Origin of the sequence: Pedobacter sp. ISL-64, assembly GCF_018613605.1 — a bacterium.
Classification (GTDB): domain Bacteria; phylum Bacteroidota; class Bacteroidia; order Sphingobacteriales; family Sphingobacteriaceae; genus Pedobacter.
Window position 1 is genome coordinate 20,243 of record NZ_JAGGPU010000009.1, and the last position, 17,476, is coordinate 37,718.

Here is a 17,476-nt window from a genome sequence, read left to right on the forward strand (position 1 = left end):
ACTTTTGCTCAATAAAATTGATATGCGCAAGATAAGTATTTTAGTGATTTCTGTATTTCTCTTCATCGGTTGTAAGCAAAAATCAATCGTTCATCCTACTTTTTATTATTGGAAAACGGATTACCAGAATAAAAAGGAAGAAACCGATTATCTTGATCAGTTTAAATCAAAATCTTTATATGTACGGATCATGGATGTAGATTTTAATCCCGATCTGCAATTGCCAGTACCCATTTCGCCAATTAAATTCTCAGACCCCATACCCAGGCAGGTCGATATTATCCCCGTTGTGTTTATCGTTAACCAGGTTTTTAACAAGATTGACACCTTGCAAACAGCAGTTATGGCCAATCGCATTGCCAAATTTGTAGAAGCAAAGGTAAAACAGGCCGGAAAGCTAAATTATACGGAATTACAAATTGATTGTGATTGGACCAAAGGCACAAGAAACAGATATTTTAAATTTTTAGAGCAATTAAGCGCCAACCCACTTTTAAAGGGCAAAACCATTTCGGTAACCTTGCGCTTGCATCAAATAAAAAATATTGTGTCGAATGGGATTCCCCCAGTAGAGAAAGGCATTTTAATGTGTTACAACATGGGTAACCTGCGTAAATATGGCGACCAAAACTCCATATTGGATCAGCACGAAATGGATCTCTACTTAAAAGATTTCCTGGAACAATATCCCTTACCACTTGATGTGGCCTTACCCATTTTCGAATGGGCAGTAGTATTCAGAAACGGGCAATATGCCGGTATCTCGAAACGAATAGGCAAAACCCAGATCGGGGATAAAAAACTTTTTAAACAGAGGGGAAATTCCATTCTCTATGATCTTTTGGTTGATTATCCTGCTGCCGGATTAAAAAAAGGAGATGTGGTAAGGAAGGAAGAGATTTCCACTGAAGATTTACTTTCAACCTCTAAATTTTTATCGCGATATTTAAGCCCTAGAGACCGGAACCTCGTTTTCTACCATTTAGACACCGACCTTTTAAAACATTTTACTAATGAAGACGTTCAAAAAGTTATCGCTAATTTTTAGTGTATTCCTGATTACTTTTTTCGGCGAAATTGCCGTAAATCTTGCCTGTGGTGGCGAGATAGATCCTTATGATTACTACATTTCTTATTTCCACAACAACATTGAAGGGGATGAATATTCGCCGTTCGCCTACAACCAGATGGTATACCTCAACAGCGAAACGGATATAGAAAGCGAGCCAGATATCAATAGTCGTGAATGGGCGAAATACCTCAATGTTAAAAAAGAAGATGTGCTAAAAGTAATGTACAAAACAGATAGTGCAACTGACGTAAAACTCGTTAATTTTGATGGTAACGTTTCGCAATTACCCGATAGCTTACAACAGAATAGTTTTATCAAGGCGTTAAGCAAACGCAAAGAATCACTAAAGTATTATCAATTCGCCAAAAGCTGTGAACCCTTGGCTAATGTGGATTTTAGTCTTTGGGATCCTAATCCCCGTGATACGACCGCCATGGGTTCAAAAGCCCAAGAAGGTCTAAAATTAACAGAAGCAGAGAAAGACGATTTTCTTAAACTGCGTTACGCTTACCAAGCTGAACGGATGTTTCATTTTGCAGGATTGCACGCCGAAAGCAAATCGACCTACGAAAAGTATATCAAAACCAGTAAGGTAAACAGTGCGGTTAAGGGCTGGGCATTAGCACTCTATGCCGGATCGACCCGTAGGTTGGGAAATCCTGAAGAATCTGCCTTTTTATTCTCGAAGGTTTTTGCAAGCAACCCAGAACGGAGAGTACAGGCCTATAAAAATTATTATTACACCAGTTCGCCCGTTAACGGGGCGCTAAAATACGCCAAAACCAATAACGAGAAAGCCAATATCTGGGCGATAAATGGCTTTGGAGATGCTGATTCGGGTATAGAAAGTCTGAATAAAGTTTATCAGTACGAACCAAAAAGCCAGCTTAACGGCACGCTGCTGGTACGCGAAGTCAATAAATTAGAGCAAGATCTTATTGAGGCGAACGACATTGCCAAAATTGGCTATAATTATTATTTTTCGGATAACGGCAATTCTAAATATAAAGACAGTCTAAAAGCCGTCAACCTTAAACAGCTGAATGAAATCAGGAATTTTGCAGTAAAACTGGCCACCGAGAAGAAATATCCACAACCAGAACTAGGTACGTTAACAGCAGCTTATTTATCATGGATGGAGAACAAAGATTTCTTGGCCTCAAATTACCTTGCCATCTTAAAACCTGATAAATTACCGGAAAGATTACGCGACCAATATCGCATTACCGATTTATTAATCAAGGCTAAAAACATCAAAAAAGGAAATCCTTTTAATGAGAACGATTTATTGCCAACCTTAAAATGGCTCGACGAAAAACGTTTTGCAGAGAACAGCGAGCAACCAAAAGGACCATATTATTATGATACAGATCGTGCCAGCAAACGCTTTAGCAGAACGACCAGGAATTTTTATCAGCAAATATTGGCTCCAGCTTATTTGAGTATGGGCGATACTGCAAAAGCGGCATTAGCAATGGTTAAAGGTGACTTGGAATACAAAACATTAAAGGAGAATTCACTTTTCCAGAACATGAGTTATCAAAGTATTGCTTTTTGGCAGAAAAACTTAAGTCCGAAAAGCTTGCAGGGCTTAGCTGTTTATAAAACCAGGGCGACAGGTAACGATGTTACCGCTTTGTTGGCTTCGGCTTTAAACCAGCTCAAAAACGATGATTTTTATGAACTTTTTGGCACAACTTATTTACGCACACATCAATATGATAAGGCCGTTCAAATGTTTGCAAAGGTTTCGCAAGGTTACAAATATTTTAACCCCGATAACTGGTACGCTGATGAAGCCAACGCTAAACTTTATGCTAATCCTTTCATCGAAACGATAAACGATTATCCTAAAAAATATGTAACAGCGAAAACATCAATTACTAAAAAAGCTTTTGCAGCTGAAATGCTCCGCTTGCAGAAATTAACCGTTAGCGATAAAAAAAATGCCGCACTTTACTATTATAAAATGGCCAATGCAGTTTACCAAACCGGCTACTACGGCAATAGTTGGTTTTTAATCAGTTACGACTGGTCATCATACGACAACAGCAACCCAGCAAAATATGTATACGATGGCGATTATAAAAAAGCGCAAACGGCAAAAGCCTGGTATTTAAAAGCAAGGGCTTTAAGTACCAATGCTGATTTTAAAGCAAAATGTACATTTATGTTGGCTAAATGTTTACAGAAACAGATCATCATGAATGCTAACCCGCTATCATTTTATTATTACGATAAAAAAGATGTGAAATGGAGAAACTTCATCAAGGCAAATTACAACAACCCTTATCTTAAAGAATTAAGGTTTAGCTATGGCAAAACGCCTTTTTATGCTGTTGCGGCGGGCGAGTGTAGTTATTTAGGAGATTTTATTAAGCCAAAAACGCAATAAGCACGTTTGACCATTAAGAAGTTAAGGTAGTTAGGAACCATGTGACAAACCTTTATATCCTTAACTTCTTAATGGTAAAAAACATAAAGCTATTGGTAAAACTCAAAGGCTTTTCTAAGAACTGTGGGTTATCTCCATTGGAGCGCACCTGTACCAATTTTACATCACGCAATGGAGAGATCCTTTGATATAGATTTCTCGACTTCGTTGCACTCCGCTCGAAATGACGAATCTGTATTGATGAGACAACTTTCTTATCTTAACTTGCCTGGCTATTTTAACTAAACCCTAAACCCTAAACCCTAAACCCTAAACCCTAAACCCTACCACCTAATCAGTGCACTGGCCCAGGTAAAACCCGATCCGAATGCGGCAAGGCAAACCAGATCACCATCTTTAATTTTGCCTGCTTCCCAAGCCTCGCACAAGGCAATAGGAACAGAAGCTGCTGTGGTATTGCCATATTTTTGGATATTATTAAAAACCTGATCATCATTTAAACCCAACAGCTGCTGCACATACTGGCTGATACGCAAATTTGCCTGATGTGGCACCAACATATCAATATCTTTCTCTGTTAAATTATTTGCAGCCAAAGCCTCTTTAATTACTTCAGGAAATTTTACCACCGCTTTTTTGAAAACCGATGGCCCATCCATATAAGGTAAAGCGGCACCGCTATCCAAAATTTCCTGCGTCATAAATAAGCCACCCAACTCCTGCTCAGGATAGGCAGGTTTATCTTTCAACCATTTATTGGCATGAGAACCTGGATAATACATGGCCAGGATTTCGGCATCCGCACCATCGCTATGCAAATGCGTACTTAAAATCCCTTTTCCGGGTTCATCTGTAGGCTGTAATACCACAGCGCCAGCACCATCGCCAAAAATCACCGATACATTACGGCTACGGGTTTCGAAATCCATCGCGAACGAATGTTTCTCGCTTCCCACTACCAGCACATTTTTATACATACCTGTTTTTACAAACTGATCGGCCACAGAAAGGGCATAAACAAAGCCCGAACATTGGTTGCGGATATCTAAAGCACCAATTTCACCCATGCCCATTTCGCGTTGCAATAGTACGCCACAACCCGGGAAATAATAATCGGGGCTTAAGGTGGCAAAAACGATAAAATCGACATCCTTAGCGGTAATGCCAGCCCTTTCGATCGCGATTTTGGCTGCCTCAATACCCATGGTGGTAGTGGTTTCCTCGTTACGATCGGCAAAACGGCGCTCTTTAATACCGGTACGTTCCTGGATCCATGCATCGTTGGTATCCATAAAACGGCTTAAATCATCGTTGGTATATACATTTTTCGGAACGTAGTAACCTATTCCGGCAATTTTAGACTGGTGCATGCTATTATTTATATTTTGGTTAAACAAAGTTAATCATTTATTGCCTAAGCTATTATTATTAACAAAGGAACAAAATCTTGTTACTCGATACTAAATACTTGATACTAATGTTTATTTTTGCGCCATGTCTACAGAAACCAAAGAAGAGACCTTTACGCTCGAAGAAATTTTAACTTCCCTAAAAACCGTACATCGCCTTATTTTGTGGAATGATGATATCAATACTTTCGATCATGTGATTTATTGCATGATGAAATACCTGGATTATAACGAATCGCAGGCTGAAAAAATTGCATGGAAAGTGCATAATGATGGAAAATGCCCTGTTTTGGAAGGATCATTTACCGAAATGGAAGTTTACCGTAAAATTTTACAACAAGAGGGCTTAACTGTTTCTGTTGATTAGCGATATTTATTTCGCGAACTACCCTCGCACAATACCGTCATTTCGAGCGGCGTGCAACGCAGTCGAGATGACGACGATTCTGTATAAATTAACTCCCCAACCCTTTCAAAAGCTCCAATAACCCGGCCTGCGTAGTTTGCGTTTTATCTTTAGCGTACCAGCCGTGAAGTTTTTCTGCCAAAATTGGCATATCAGTGCTATCTTTTCTCCACTCTTTTAAAAGCTCCTGCAAAATTTGCGGCCTTGGGCCCCAGGTTCCTAAAACTTGGCCTGCTGATTCATTTAACACAATTAAAACCGGAATAGCTCTTCCACCATTGGTTAAGTGCGCATCAATTAAGGGCAAATTTTTATCTCTAAGCACAAATTTCAGATCAATTTTACCTAATGACGCTGTCGCGATTTTATTAAACACCGGAACAATCTGGGCAGCATCGCCACACCAGCCTTCGGTAATCACTAAAAATTTATAATTTTCTTTAAGATGATCAATGGTTGAAGTCAACTCATCGGTTAAGCTAACTGTTTTATCCACACGATTCATCCTTTGCACATTCATTTTAGTATAGTGTAAATCGTAAGTTACATCACCAGTAGCCTTTCCCTCTAACAGAAGTCGATCAATCAATTCACGATAGGTTAAATAGTCAATGCCTTGTTCCTCAAAAATTTCGCGATAATTTATCATAAGATTTCCTTAAAAATACAGCGCAAAGGAAAGGAGAAATTAGATAAGAATGATCATTACTTTGCAATTTGATGTAACAACATGTAGTTGAAAAATCAGGTTTTTAATACTTATTTAATGTCACTTACCTCATTAATAACTTTTGACTTATGATTATATATCCGAACTGTAGGCTTAATCTCTTTCCTAGAAACATTTAATATTTCAATATCAACTTTAGGATCTACCGCTATCGAAATCTTATTATTGACTATTATCTGATCTTTATGATTTGCTCTTTTGAGTATTAAAGTATCTTTTGAAGTATTCTGAATATCCATATCAAATGCAGATCTGTCCTCCAGACATATTGATAGTTTTGTGCTTGGAGCTAAAGGTTTCATGATATATAACGACTTGGGATCCCTATGTAACACTGAACAACCAACCAATATTATAGATAACAAAAGGATACTACAAGAGATGGTGATTTGATTTTTCATATCATTCTTTAATTTATTCATGATAGCGAAAAATTAAGGCTTAAGGTTGCATCAACTTACTCACATGCTGCGTTAAAGCCACAAAATCTGCTACGGTTAACTGCTCCGCACGTTTCTCGAAGTAGATATGATCGTCCATTTTATCTTTAGGCATCACCGCAGAAACAGCGTTACGCAAAGTTTTTCTCCGCTGGTTAAAACCTGCCTTAACCACCCGCCAGAACAATTTTTCATCACAGTCTAAAGTCTCCACTTCGTTTCTGGTTAAACGGATCACTGCAGAATGTACTTTTGGCGGTGGATTAAATGTACCCGGCTTAACCGTAAACAGGTATTCGATTTTATAATAGGCCTGAAGAAACACACTTAAAATCCCGTACTCTTTGTTACCTGCAGGTGCAGCGCAACGTTGGGCAACTTCCTTCTGAAACATGCCTACCATCTCGACTACTTTATTCCGGTTATCTAAAATCTTAAATAAAATCTGTGATGAGATATTGTATGGAAAATTACCAATAATGGCAAACGGACCTGGAAAAATAGCATCGAAATCGAGTTTCAAAAAATCGCCATTAATCAACCGATCGCCAAGCTGAGGATATTTTTCATTTAAAAAGTGAAAAGACTCGGTATCAATATCGATAAGATAAGTTTCTAAGTCTTTACGCTGCAGCAAAAAATCAGATAAGATTCCCATACCTGGCCCTACCTCTAAAACCTGATTGTATTTATCGGTGTTTACCAATGCCTCTACAATGCGGTTGGCAATGCCTTTATCGGTTAAAAAATGTTGGCCTAAATGTTTTTTCGCTTTTACTAAACTCATACCTTAAAATTAATCGAATATTTTAACCACAAAGAGGTGCTAAGATTCGGCGCTATGGACGCAAAGATAGGCTTATTATTTCTTTGCAAATCAATCTCTGTTCTTTGAGGTTTCATTTTTTTTAAAGTCTTTAAACGAAAATCAGTAATTTGCGCTAAAATTTTCCAGTAATTATGAGCGATAAACTTAAAATTGGCATCAGTATAGGCGACGTAAACGGTATAGGTTTAGAGGTAATCATTAAAACATTATCTAATCCTGCCATTTTAAATTATTGTACACCGATTGTTTATGGCCATACCAAGGTTTCATCTTTTCATAGAAAAGCAAATAACCTGGGCGATTTCAGTTTTAACGTAGTTAGCCATGCCAACCAGGCACAGCCAAAAAAGGCAAACATGATTAATTGCTGGGAAGAGGATGTGAAAATCGAATTGGGGCAGGTTACGGCAACAGGCGGAAAATATGCACTTTTATCACTTGAGCGTGCAACAGCCGATCTGGTAAACGGCGATATCGATGCACTGGTTACCGCTCCGATCAATAAACATAACATTCAATCAGAAACTTTTGCTTTTCCGGGCCATACCGAATACCTGCAGGAAAAAAGTGGAAGTAAAGATGTGCTGATGTTTTTGATCAGCGAAAATTTACGTGTGGGTGTAGTTACTGGCCACATTCCGGTGAAAGATGTTCCAACCTCGATTACAAAAGAGAAAATTATCAGTAAATTAAAGCTGATTAACGAAAGCCTTAAAAAAGATTTTTGGATCGAAAAACCAAAAATTGCCGTTTTAGGCTTAAACCCACATGCGAGCGATAATGGTTTATTGGGTACCGAAGAGGCTGAAATTATTACACCGGCCATTCAGGAAGCCTACGATAAAGGTATTGTTTGTTTTGGGCCATACCCTGCTGATGGCTTTTTCGGCAATGGTAGCTACAAACAGTTTGATGCCGTTTTGGCTATGTACCATGATCAGGGCTTAATTCCTTTTAAAACATTAGCTTTCCATAATGGCGTAAATTATACCGCTGGTTTAAACTTCGTGCGCACCTCTCCAGATCATGGAACAGGCTACGATATTGCGGGTAAAGACCTGGCTGATTCTACTTCTTTCACCGAAGCATTGTTTTCGGCTATCCATATTGTAAAAAACCGTAGGGAGCAAGAAGAAATGTTGGGCAATCAGTTGCGTACAGGTGGAAAAGTGGTTGAAACGCAGTTTGATATTAAAGATGATGCTTCTTAAAAGGTAGAAAGACTAGAGCTGAAAGACCAAAGTTTTATTAAACTCAGATCTACTAAGGCAGCTTAGGTAGTCAATATTTTTTTTTGCAAAGCATGGTCTTGTGTTTCATAGGTCCCGAAAGTCCTGCTATGCGTTCCAATCTTTTTGTGATTGTCATGCTGAGCTTGTCGAAGCACCATATCAAAAAGTATTTCCACTACTATCAGGTTTATTTTAGGTAAAATTGTGCATCAAATTCAAAATGAACGGCACTAAAAAACCCAATTACATTCTCCCCACAATTGTTATTGCACAGTTTCTCTGTACATCGTTGTGGTTTGCTGGCAATGCAGTATTACCAGATATTGTTAAAAGTTTTCCAACAGAAACAAACCTATTGGCCAACCTCACCAGCATGGTACAGTTTGGTTTCATCAGCGGAACATTAGTTTTCGCTTTTTTTGCCATTTCCGATATTTTTTCACCCTCGAAAGTGTTCTTTATCTGCGGAATTGCAGCTGCCTTGTTTAATCTGGGCATCTGTTTAGCACTATCCGATGTCCGTTTATTGTTACTTTTTCGCTTTTTAACCGGTTTTATGTTGGCTGGAATTTATCCTGTCGGCATGAAAATAGCATCCGATTACTTTAAAGACGGGCTAGGGAAATCGTTAGGTTTTTTAGTTGGTGCTTTGGTTTTTGGTACTGCCTTCCCTCATTTATTAAAAACATTTACAGCAAATTTTAATTGGCAATATGTAATCTTTGCTACTTCGGGTTTATCTCTAATTGGTGCAATTGCTATTTTATGGTTTGTACCAAACGGCCCATTTAGAACAGCCGGGCAGAAATTCGATTTCCGTTCTTGTTTTCATGGCTTTAAAAATCCTGATTTTCGATCTGCTGCTTTCGGCTATTTCGGGCACATGTGGGAACTTTACACCTTTTGGGCTTTTTTACCCGGCATGCTGCTGCTTTACAACACTAAACATGCATATGCAACTTTAAATATACCGCTGTTTTCGTTCTTAATTATCGCGTCAGGAGGTCTGTCTTGCATGATCGGCGGTTTGCTCTCACAAAAATTTGGTGCAAAACGGATTGCCACCATTGCCCTTTCCATTTCGGGGTTATGCTGCCTGCTCTCGCCGCTTTTCCTGTTCAGCGGCTCGGTTTATCCTTTTCTTATATTTTTATTTTGCTGGGGCTTGTCAGGCACGGCCGATTCACCTTTGTTTTCTTCTTTAATTGCCAAACATGCGCCCCAAAGCCTGCGGGGAACTTCGTTAACACTGGTAAACTGTATCGGCTTTGCCATTACGATTATTAGCATCCAGATGATTAATCTTTTGGCTAAAGAAATGAATTCGCATTATCTTTATATGGTTTTAGCTGCTGGGCCAGTTTTAGGTATTGTGGCACTCATAAGAAAAACAACTTAAATGCACCTATTTGGAATTGTAATAAGCGTTTTGATGGGGGTTCTCGCTATGATTCTTTTTTCTTATCGCCACGAAACAGACAATAAAGTTAGTAAGATCGGAGAATATTCTTTCATATGTCTTCCAATATAATTACTGGAATTATAATTACATTAGTTATCCTTAAAAAACATACATGAACACAAAATTATCATCCATTATAAAACCAGCAGAATTAACCTGGCTAAACCAAGACGATGAAATCGTAATTATAGATGCCAGTGCCGGCTCAAAAGTGAGATACGATGAACAACATTTGGCAGGTGCACTTTTTGCAGATGTAAATAATGATTTAGCCAGCATTGGCGATTTTGCTATTGGCGGAAGGCATCCCTTACCAACATCCGACCAGTTTTCTGGCACCTTACAGCAACTCGGTATCACAAAAGACAGCCATGTAATTATTTACGATGATAAAAACGGCGGTAACGCAGCCGCGAGGCTCTGGTGGATGCTAAAAGCCATCGGTCATGAAAAAGTACAGGTAATTGATGGAGGCTTTCAGGCGGCTGTTAAAGCAGGCTTCCCGACTACAGATAAAGTAGAAATCCCAAAGTCTGTCGAAAAATACGAAATCACAGCATGGAACTTACCTTTATCAGATATCAATGAAGTAGAAAAAGTTGCTAAAACCGACGACTACATTGTGATTGACGTGCGCGATGCCAACCGTTTTGCAGGCCTTACCGAACCTATCGATTTAATTGCAGGCCACATCCCTGGTGCGGCAAACATTCCCTATACCGAAAATTTGGATGCTACGGGCGCTTTCCTGGCCCCTGAAATATTGAAAGAAAAATATGCTGAAGCTTTGGCTCACGTTAAACCCGAAAACGTAATTGTACACTGTGGCTCGGGTATTACCGCCTGCCATACGATACTGGCTATGGATTATGCAGGTTTACCAATCCCTAAGCTTTATGTTGGTTCCTGGAGCGAATGGAGCAGGAATAACAAGGAAATGGTATTGGCGGATCAGTAATTTTTGTTGGTCGAGATTTGCAATCTCGACTCATTAAGTGGATTTACAATCCACTTAATGAGTAAGAATCCTTTCTTGTTAGTCGGAATCACAAATCCCGACTAACAAGAAACGTGTAAGGTCTCTTTCAGTATTTCGATTAACATTCTGAAAACCTGTTCGATTAACATCAACAATTTTTAAAAAACATTTTTAATCTAATTATTTTATCCCTACATTTGCAGGCTAAAATTTTACAGTACTTTGAACCCACTAAAACAATTTTCATTACCGTTTACCGGATTAAAATTGGGAACTCATCAGTTTGATTATGAGCTTGATGACGCCTTTTTTAATGCATTTGAGTATTCGTTAATTAAAAGTGGAAATTTAAAAGTAAACCTGGAACTTGAGAAACAAGAGACCATGTTGCTTCTAAAATTCAAAGTTATTGGTACGGTTAATTTAGATTGCGATAAATGTTTATCTGAGTTTTCATTACCGGTAAATCTATACGAAAGACAGATTGTAAAATTTGCGGAGGCCGAGATGGAAAGCGATGATGAAGAAATTATCTCGCTAAGCCGTAAAGATACCGAGATTGATATATCGGGCCCTTTATACGAAATGATTAACGTAGCCGTACCTTATATCAAAAACTGCGAGCAGGCAGGTAAAGATTGCGATCAGGAGATGATTGATCGCTTAAATCAATTATCGATCGAAAAGCAGGCTGAAGAAAATGAACAAACAAGCGACCCACGTTGGGAAGCCCTTAATAAGTTAAAAAAATAATTAGATTATACACCAATGGCACATCCAAAACGGAAAATCTCGAAACAGAGAAAAAATAAAAGAAGAACACACTATAAAGCGGTTACTCCTTCTTTAGCAACATGCTCGGCAACAGGTGCTATTCACGTACCTCACCGTGCTTACAACGTTGATGGTAACTTATACTACAACGGCAAACTGGTTATCGAAAATACTCAGATAGGGTAATTTTCTTAAAAAATTATTTGTGTTTTCAGCGGCTTTAGTCATACCTTAGTCAACTGAAAAATTCAGGATTACACCTGACTTAACACAAACAGATTTTTTCTATGAAAATAGGCCTCGACATAATGGGCGGAGACTATGCTCCCAAAGCAATTGTTTTGGGAGCAATAGCTGCTCATCAATCGCTTAACGCTGGAGAGCATTTAGTTCTTATTGGCGATACCGAACAGATTAAACCCATTCTTGCAGAAGAAGGTTTTAATCCAGATCATTTTGAATACGTTCATACTGATGAAGTAATTGGTATGGGCGAACATCCCACCAAAGCAATCGTTCAGAAACCAAATTCGAGCATAGCAATTGGTTTTAACCTTTTAAAAGAAGGCAAAATCGATTCTTTCGCAAGTGCTGGTAACTCTGGAGCCATGTTGGTTGGCGCAGTTTTTAGCGTTAAAACCATTCCGGGCATTATCCGCCCTTGTTTATGTACAATTCTTCCAAAAATTAAAGGTGGTACTGGCTTACTCTTAGATGTAGGTGCTAATGCCGACTGCAAACCCGATATTTTATTACAATTTGGTGTTTTAGGCAGTTTATATGCAGAAAATCTTTTGCAGATAAATGATCCGAAAGTTGCCCTGATAAATATTGGCGAAGAAGATGAGAAAGGAAATATGCTAAGCATGGCTACTTTCCCGTTAATGAAAGAAACCAACCTTTTCAACTTTGTTGGCAATGTGGAGGGAAGGGATTTATTTAATGATAAAGCCGATGTAATTGTGTGCGATGGTTTTACCGGAAATATAATGCTAAAATTAGCAGAATCGTTTTACGTACTTACCATCAAAAAGGGACTTAAAGATGAGTTCTTCGATCGTTTTAATTATGAACAATACGGTGGAAGTCCGGTTTTAGGCGTTAACGCTCCCGTTGTTATCGGACATGGAATTTCTAGTCCGCTAGCTGTTAAAAATATGGTTCTACAATCCAGAGAAATGATCACTACAGGATTGGTAGAAAAGATTAGAATGGCATTTAAATAATTTATTAAAATTCTTAAAATGAGTAAAATTCACGCTGCTATTACAGCAGTAAATGGTTACGTTCCCGACTATGTGCTTACAAACGCAGAGTTAGAAACCATGGTTGATACTTCGGATGAATGGATTACCAGTAGAACGGGAATTAAAGAACGCAGAATTTTAAAGGGAGAAGGTTTAGGTACTTCCGATCTGGCTGTTCATGCCGTAAACGGGTTACTTAAAAAGAGAGGAATTGATGCAAAAGAAATTGAACTGATTATCTTTTGCACCACTACTCCTGATTTTACTTTCCCTGCAACAGCCAACGTTTTAGCTGATAAAATTGGTGCCACAAATGCATGGGGTTACGATTTACAGGCAGCATGTTCTGGCTTCATTTTCGGACTTTCTACAGGCGCATCATTCATTGAGTCGGGAAGACACAAAAAGGTTTTAGTAGTTGGTGGCGATAAAATGTCATCAATTATCAACTACGAAGACCGTACAACCTGTATCATTTTTGGTGATGGTTGTGGCTGTGCTTTATTAGAGCCAAATGAAGAAGGTTTAGGTATCCAGGATTCTATTTTAAGAACTGATGGTTCTGGAAGAGATTTCTTAGGCATGAAAGCGGGTGGTTCGGTTATGCCGGCAACACACGAAACGATTGATGCAAGATTACACTTTGCACACCAGGAAGGCCCAACAGTATTTAAATTTGCGGTAACCAATATGGCCGATGTTGCAGCCGAAATTATGGAACGTAACGGCTTAACTGCCGATGATGTTGCATGGTTAGTGCCTCACCAGGCCAACAAACGTATTATCGATGCCACTGCAAACCGTATGGGCGTTACAACCGACAAGGTAATGATCAATATCGAGCGTTACGGAAACACAACCAACGGAACTATTCCTTTATGTTTATGGGAATGGGAAAGCAGATTAAAAAAAGGCGATAACATCGTTTTAGCTGCATTCGGTGGTGGTTTTACCTGGGGTTCGATTTACCTTAAATGGGCTTACGACTCTAATTAGTCAGAAGTCTTTAGTCGGGAGTCCGAAGTCCTATACTACGTAGAAAAAAATAAAACAAAAAAAGTATAACTTAGTTAATTCAATAAACACTATTTTTTACATAACTAGCCTAAAAAATGGATATCAAACAAATACAGGAACTGATTAAATTTGTTTCTCGTTCTGGAGTAAATGAAGTTGCTATTGAGCAAGAAAACTTCAAAATCACGATCAAAACAAACCAAGCACCAACAGTTGTGCATGCTACCGTACCGCAAGCTCCGCTTGTACAGGCTGCTGCTCCTGTTGCCACAGCTCCTACCGCTCCAAATGCAGCAACACCTGCTGTACCAGCCGCAGAAGACACCTCAAAGTACATTACTGTAAAATCGCCAATGATTGGTACTTTCTATCGTTCAGCTAGTCCAGACAAACCAATGTTTGTTAATGTTGGTGATGAAATTAGCACTGGTAAAGTAGTTTGTATTATTGAGGCAATGAAACTTTTCAACGAAATTGAAAGTGAAGTTTCGGGCCGTATCGTTAAAATCTTGGTTGATAATGCATCACCGGTGGAATACGACCAACCGTTATTTTTAGTAGAACCTATTTAGAAGCTGATTTCACAGATTAATTTGATTTCACAGATTGTGATGATACCGCTTAAATCGGTGTAATCCTTAAAATCAGTGCAATCCTAAATTAAAAATTATGTTTAAAAAAATACTAATTGCCAACAGGGGTGAAATCGCTTTGCGTATTATCCGTACCTGTAAGGAAATGGGCATCAAAACGGTTGCTGTTTACTCTACCGCAGATCGCGAAAGTTTACACGTACGTTTTGCTGATGAGGCTGTTTGTATTGGCCCTCCACCTAGTAAAGATTCATATTTAAATATTCCAAATATCATCTCGGCTGCAGAATTAACCAATGCCGATGCCATACACCCAGGTTATGGTTTCTTATCAGAAAATGCTAAGTTTTCTAACATCTGCCGCGAGTACAACATCAAATTTATTGGTGCAACTCCAGAGCAGATCAATGGCATGGGCGATAAAGCCTCTGCAAAAGAAACCATGAAAATTGCCGGTGTACCAACCATTCCAGGATCTGAAGGCTTGCTTACCAGCGTTAAAGAAGGTATTGCAATTGCAAATGAAATGGGCTACCCTGTTATTCTAAAAGCAACTGCCGGTGGTGGTGGCCGTGGTATGCGGGTAGTTTGGAAAGACGAAGATTTCGAAAATGCATGGGATAGTGCCCGTCAGGAATCTGGTGCAGCTTTTGGTAATGATGGTTTATATTTAGAAAAATATATCGAAGATCCACGTCACATCGAGATCCAGATTATAGGAGATCAGTTTGGCAAAGCCTGTCACTTATCAGAACGCGATTGTTCTATTCAACGCCGTCACCAGAAATTGGTAGAGGAATCTCCCTCTCCTTTTATGACAGATGAACTCCGTGTAAGAATGGGCGAAGCAGCTATTAAAGGTGCAATGGCCGTAAATTACGAAGGTGCTGGTACAATCGAATTCCTGGTTGATAAACACCGTAATTTCTACTTTATGGAAATGAACACCCGTATCCAGGTAGAGCATCCGGTTACTGAAGAAGTAATCAACTTCGATTTAATCAAAGAACAGATTAAAGTTGCTGCCGGAATTCCAATTTCGGGTAAAAATTACTTCCCTGATATGCACGCAATCGAGTGCCGTATCAATGCAGAAGATCCAGCAAATAACTTCCGTCCGTCACCAGGGCGGATCACCAATTTCCACTCTCCGGGTGGCCATGGTGTTCGCGTTGATACGCACGTTTATGCAGGGTATTCAATTCCTTCCAACTACGATTCGATGATTGCTAAATTAATCTGTGTGGCACAAACACGCGAAGAGGCAATCTGTACCATGGAACGTGCATTAGGCGAATTTGTAATTGAAGGTGTGAAAACAACCATTCCATTCCATTTGCAGTTAATGAAAGATCCCAACTTCAGGGCAGGAAATTTCACTACGAAATTTATGGAAACGTTCGAGTTTATAGAAGGATAAAAACGATTTTCACGTTTAACCGCATAAAGGCTGTTCAAAAGATTTGAACAGCCTTTTTTATGGAGTTTAAATTTTTAATTATAATCGATAAATACCTGATAATTAATATTTAACTCCGATACTGTAGCGTTTAATTAATTGCATACGTTTAACAACAAAACACTCCAATTATGAAAAAAAATCTAATTAACGTACTACTCCTACTACTTGTTTTCGCTGTATTTACAGGATGCAAAAAAGACGAGTATGAAATGATAAAGATTGTAAAAATGATTTCTGTTCAGCAAATGAGGGCTTTACCTGTAGGGATGATAAAAGCTATTCCTGCCCAAAAAACCGGAAAAATATACATTTACAACGATTATCTTTTCATTAATGAACCAAATGAAGGTATTCATATCTACAACAATGCTAATCCGGCTGCTCCTGTAAACGTGGGTTTTCTACAAATTCCGGGAAACGTAGATTTAGCGATCCACAACAACATCCTTTACGCTGACAATTTTATTGATTTGCTGGCTTTTGATATCTCAAATATGAACAACATCAAACAGGTAAAAAGAGTAACTGATGTTTTCAATCAATTGTATACCACAGGCGCTCAAAAGTATCTTTACATCTATAAAGACACCCTGGTAAAGAAAGAAACTTACAAGGAAAAGAAATATTACGACGCTGCCGCTTACAGCAACAACTCTTCTTCTGGGCAAGGTGGCTCGATGGCCAGATTTACCTTAATGAATGACTATTTATATACTGTTGGTGTGAATAATTTAAGTTTGTTTGACGTGAAAACAGCATCAAACCCAACTTTTCTGAAGGCTATTAATTTAGGCTGGGGTGTCGAAACTATTTTTCCTTACGAAAGCAAATTATTTATCGGCACAAATAGAGGTATGCACATTTTTAGTGCTACCGATCCGGCTAATCCCGTACAACTATCTACTTACAGCCATATTTTTGCCTGCGACCCTGTTGTTGTACAAGGCAAATATGCTTACTTTACCTTACGCACAGGCAATATGTGCATGCAAGCAAGCAATCAGTTGGAAGTTGTAGATATAGAAGATCCCACCAAACCGAAACAGATTGCAGTTTATGCTATGCAAAATCCACACGGCCTAAGCACCAGTGGCGATAATCTGTTTCTCTGCGAAGGCAATTATGGAATAAAGAGCTTCAATATTACCGATAAAACCAAAATAGGCAACAACATGTTGCAGCATTTGAATAATATTAAAAGCTTTGATGTTATTGCAGGCCCTAAATCTTTAATCGTTACAGGAGACGATGGGGTATATCAATTTAATTATAACAATGCCGCAAATTTAAAGCAACTGAGTATAATTAAAGGACAACGTTAAAAACTATTGTTGTAGCTTCTTTCTATTTTGCAGTCATTTCTCATAATAATATAAACTATTTCTATATTTAACACGTAAATACCATTCTATTCAAATAGAATGGTATT

General features: G+C 38.6%; 17 protein-coding genes. 13 read left to right on the plus strand and 4 right to left on the minus strand.

Translation table 11 applies throughout. The features are described from left to right. Positions 1-22 precede the first annotated feature (22 nt). Positions 23-1,048 (plus strand): hypothetical protein, encoded by a 1,026-nt coding sequence (locus J7E57_RS13395; RefSeq protein WP_251029912.1) that lies wholly within the window; start codon positions 23-25, stop codon positions 1,046-1,048. Then, the gene (locus tag J7E57_RS13400) at positions 1,014-3,467 is read left to right on the plus strand and encodes a hypothetical protein (RefSeq protein WP_215124981.1); all 2,454 of its coding nucleotides are present in this window, start codon (positions 1,014-1,016) and stop codon (positions 3,465-3,467) included. Before J7E57_RS13395 ends, J7E57_RS13400 begins: the two co-directional genes overlap by 35 nt. A 323-nt stretch (positions 3,468-3,790) precedes the next feature. Here the strand turns inward: J7E57_RS13400 and J7E57_RS13405 are convergent, their stop codons facing one another. Then, positions 3,791-4,837: a 3-oxoacyl-ACP synthase III family protein gene (locus J7E57_RS13405; protein WP_215124980.1), complete on the minus strand. Its 1,047-nt coding sequence runs from the start codon at positions 4,835-4,837 to the stop codon at positions 3,791-3,793. Positions 4,838-4,961: 124 nt separating this feature from the next. Between J7E57_RS13405 and J7E57_RS13410 the strand changes: the two genes are divergently transcribed. Beyond that, positions 4,962-5,243, plus strand: a complete 282-nt coding sequence (locus tag J7E57_RS13410) for an ATP-dependent Clp protease adaptor ClpS (RefSeq protein ID WP_029274160.1) — start codon at positions 4,962-4,964, stop codon at positions 5,241-5,243. A gap of 88 nt (positions 5,244-5,331) precedes the next feature. Here the strand turns inward: J7E57_RS13410 and J7E57_RS13415 are convergent, their stop codons facing one another. The 3 genes from J7E57_RS13415 to rsmA form a co-directional block, all read right to left on the minus strand. After that, positions 5,332-5,931 (minus strand): thioredoxin family protein, encoded by a 600-nt coding sequence (locus J7E57_RS13415; RefSeq protein WP_215124979.1) that lies wholly within the window; start codon positions 5,929-5,931, stop codon positions 5,332-5,334. Positions 5,932-6,041: 110 nt separating this feature from the next. Beyond that, positions 6,042-6,434, minus strand: coding sequence for a hypothetical protein (locus J7E57_RS13420; RefSeq protein ID WP_215164993.1), 393 nt, complete (start codon positions 6,432-6,434; stop codon positions 6,042-6,044). A 19-nt stretch (positions 6,435-6,453) separates the two neighbouring features. Then, the gene (gene rsmA / locus J7E57_RS13425; protein ID WP_215124977.1) at positions 6,454-7,239 is read right to left on the minus strand and encodes a 16S rRNA (adenine(1518)-N(6)/adenine(1519)-N(6))-dimethyltransferase RsmA; all 786 of its coding nucleotides are present in this window, start codon (positions 7,237-7,239) and stop codon (positions 6,454-6,456) included. Between the two features lie 173 nt (positions 7,240-7,412). Between rsmA and pdxA the strand changes: the two genes are divergently transcribed. The 10 genes from pdxA (at position 7,413) to J7E57_RS13475 (ending at position 17,369) form a co-directional block, all read left to right on the plus strand. Next, positions 7,413-8,492: a 4-hydroxythreonine-4-phosphate dehydrogenase PdxA gene (gene pdxA, locus J7E57_RS13430; protein WP_215124976.1), complete on the plus strand. Its 1,080-nt coding sequence runs from the start codon at positions 7,413-7,415 to the stop codon at positions 8,490-8,492. A 241-nt stretch (positions 8,493-8,733) separates the two neighbouring features. Next, entirely contained in the window at positions 8,734-9,912 is a 1,179-nt protein-coding gene (locus tag J7E57_RS13435) for an MFS transporter (RefSeq protein ID WP_215124975.1), read from the plus strand. A gap of 175 nt (positions 9,913-10,087) precedes the next feature. Further along, entirely contained in the window at positions 10,088-10,933 is an 846-nt protein-coding gene (locus J7E57_RS13440) for a sulfurtransferase (protein ID WP_215124974.1), read from the plus strand. A gap of 243 nt (positions 10,934-11,176) precedes the next feature. Then, positions 11,177-11,707 (plus strand): YceD family protein, encoded by a 531-nt coding sequence (locus J7E57_RS13445; RefSeq protein ID WP_215124973.1) that lies wholly within the window; start codon positions 11,177-11,179, stop codon positions 11,705-11,707. 15 nt (positions 11,708-11,722) lie between these two features. Then, on the plus strand, positions 11,723-11,914 hold the full coding sequence (gene rpmF / locus J7E57_RS13450; RefSeq protein ID WP_025143959.1) for a 50S ribosomal protein L32: 192 nt from the start codon (positions 11,723-11,725) through the stop codon (positions 11,912-11,914). A gap of 101 nt (positions 11,915-12,015) precedes the next feature. After that, entirely contained in the window at positions 12,016-12,954 is a 939-nt protein-coding gene (gene plsX, locus J7E57_RS13455; RefSeq protein ID WP_215124972.1) for a phosphate acyltransferase PlsX, read from the plus strand. A gap of 18 nt (positions 12,955-12,972) precedes the next feature. Continuing rightward, complete coding sequence (locus J7E57_RS13460; protein ID WP_215124971.1) at positions 12,973-13,971, plus strand: beta-ketoacyl-ACP synthase III; 999 nt, start codon at positions 12,973-12,975, stop codon at positions 13,969-13,971. 116 nt (positions 13,972-14,087) lie between these two features. Then, on the plus strand, positions 14,088-14,564 hold the full coding sequence (gene accB, locus J7E57_RS13465; protein WP_131529503.1) for an acetyl-CoA carboxylase biotin carboxyl carrier protein: 477 nt from the start codon (positions 14,088-14,090) through the stop codon (positions 14,562-14,564). A 97-nt stretch (positions 14,565-14,661) separates the two neighbouring features. Next, positions 14,662-16,005 carry an acetyl-CoA carboxylase biotin carboxylase subunit gene (gene accC, locus J7E57_RS13470; RefSeq protein WP_215124970.1) on the plus strand — a complete coding sequence of 448 codons (1,344 nt, stop codon included), beginning with the start codon at positions 14,662-14,664 and terminating at the stop codon, positions 16,003-16,005. A 170-nt stretch (positions 16,006-16,175) separates the two neighbouring features. After that, positions 16,176-17,369, plus strand: a complete 1,194-nt coding sequence (locus tag J7E57_RS13475) for an LVIVD repeat-containing protein (protein ID WP_215124969.1) — start codon at positions 16,176-16,178, stop codon at positions 17,367-17,369. The last annotated feature ends 107 nt before the right edge of the window (positions 17,370-17,476 follow it).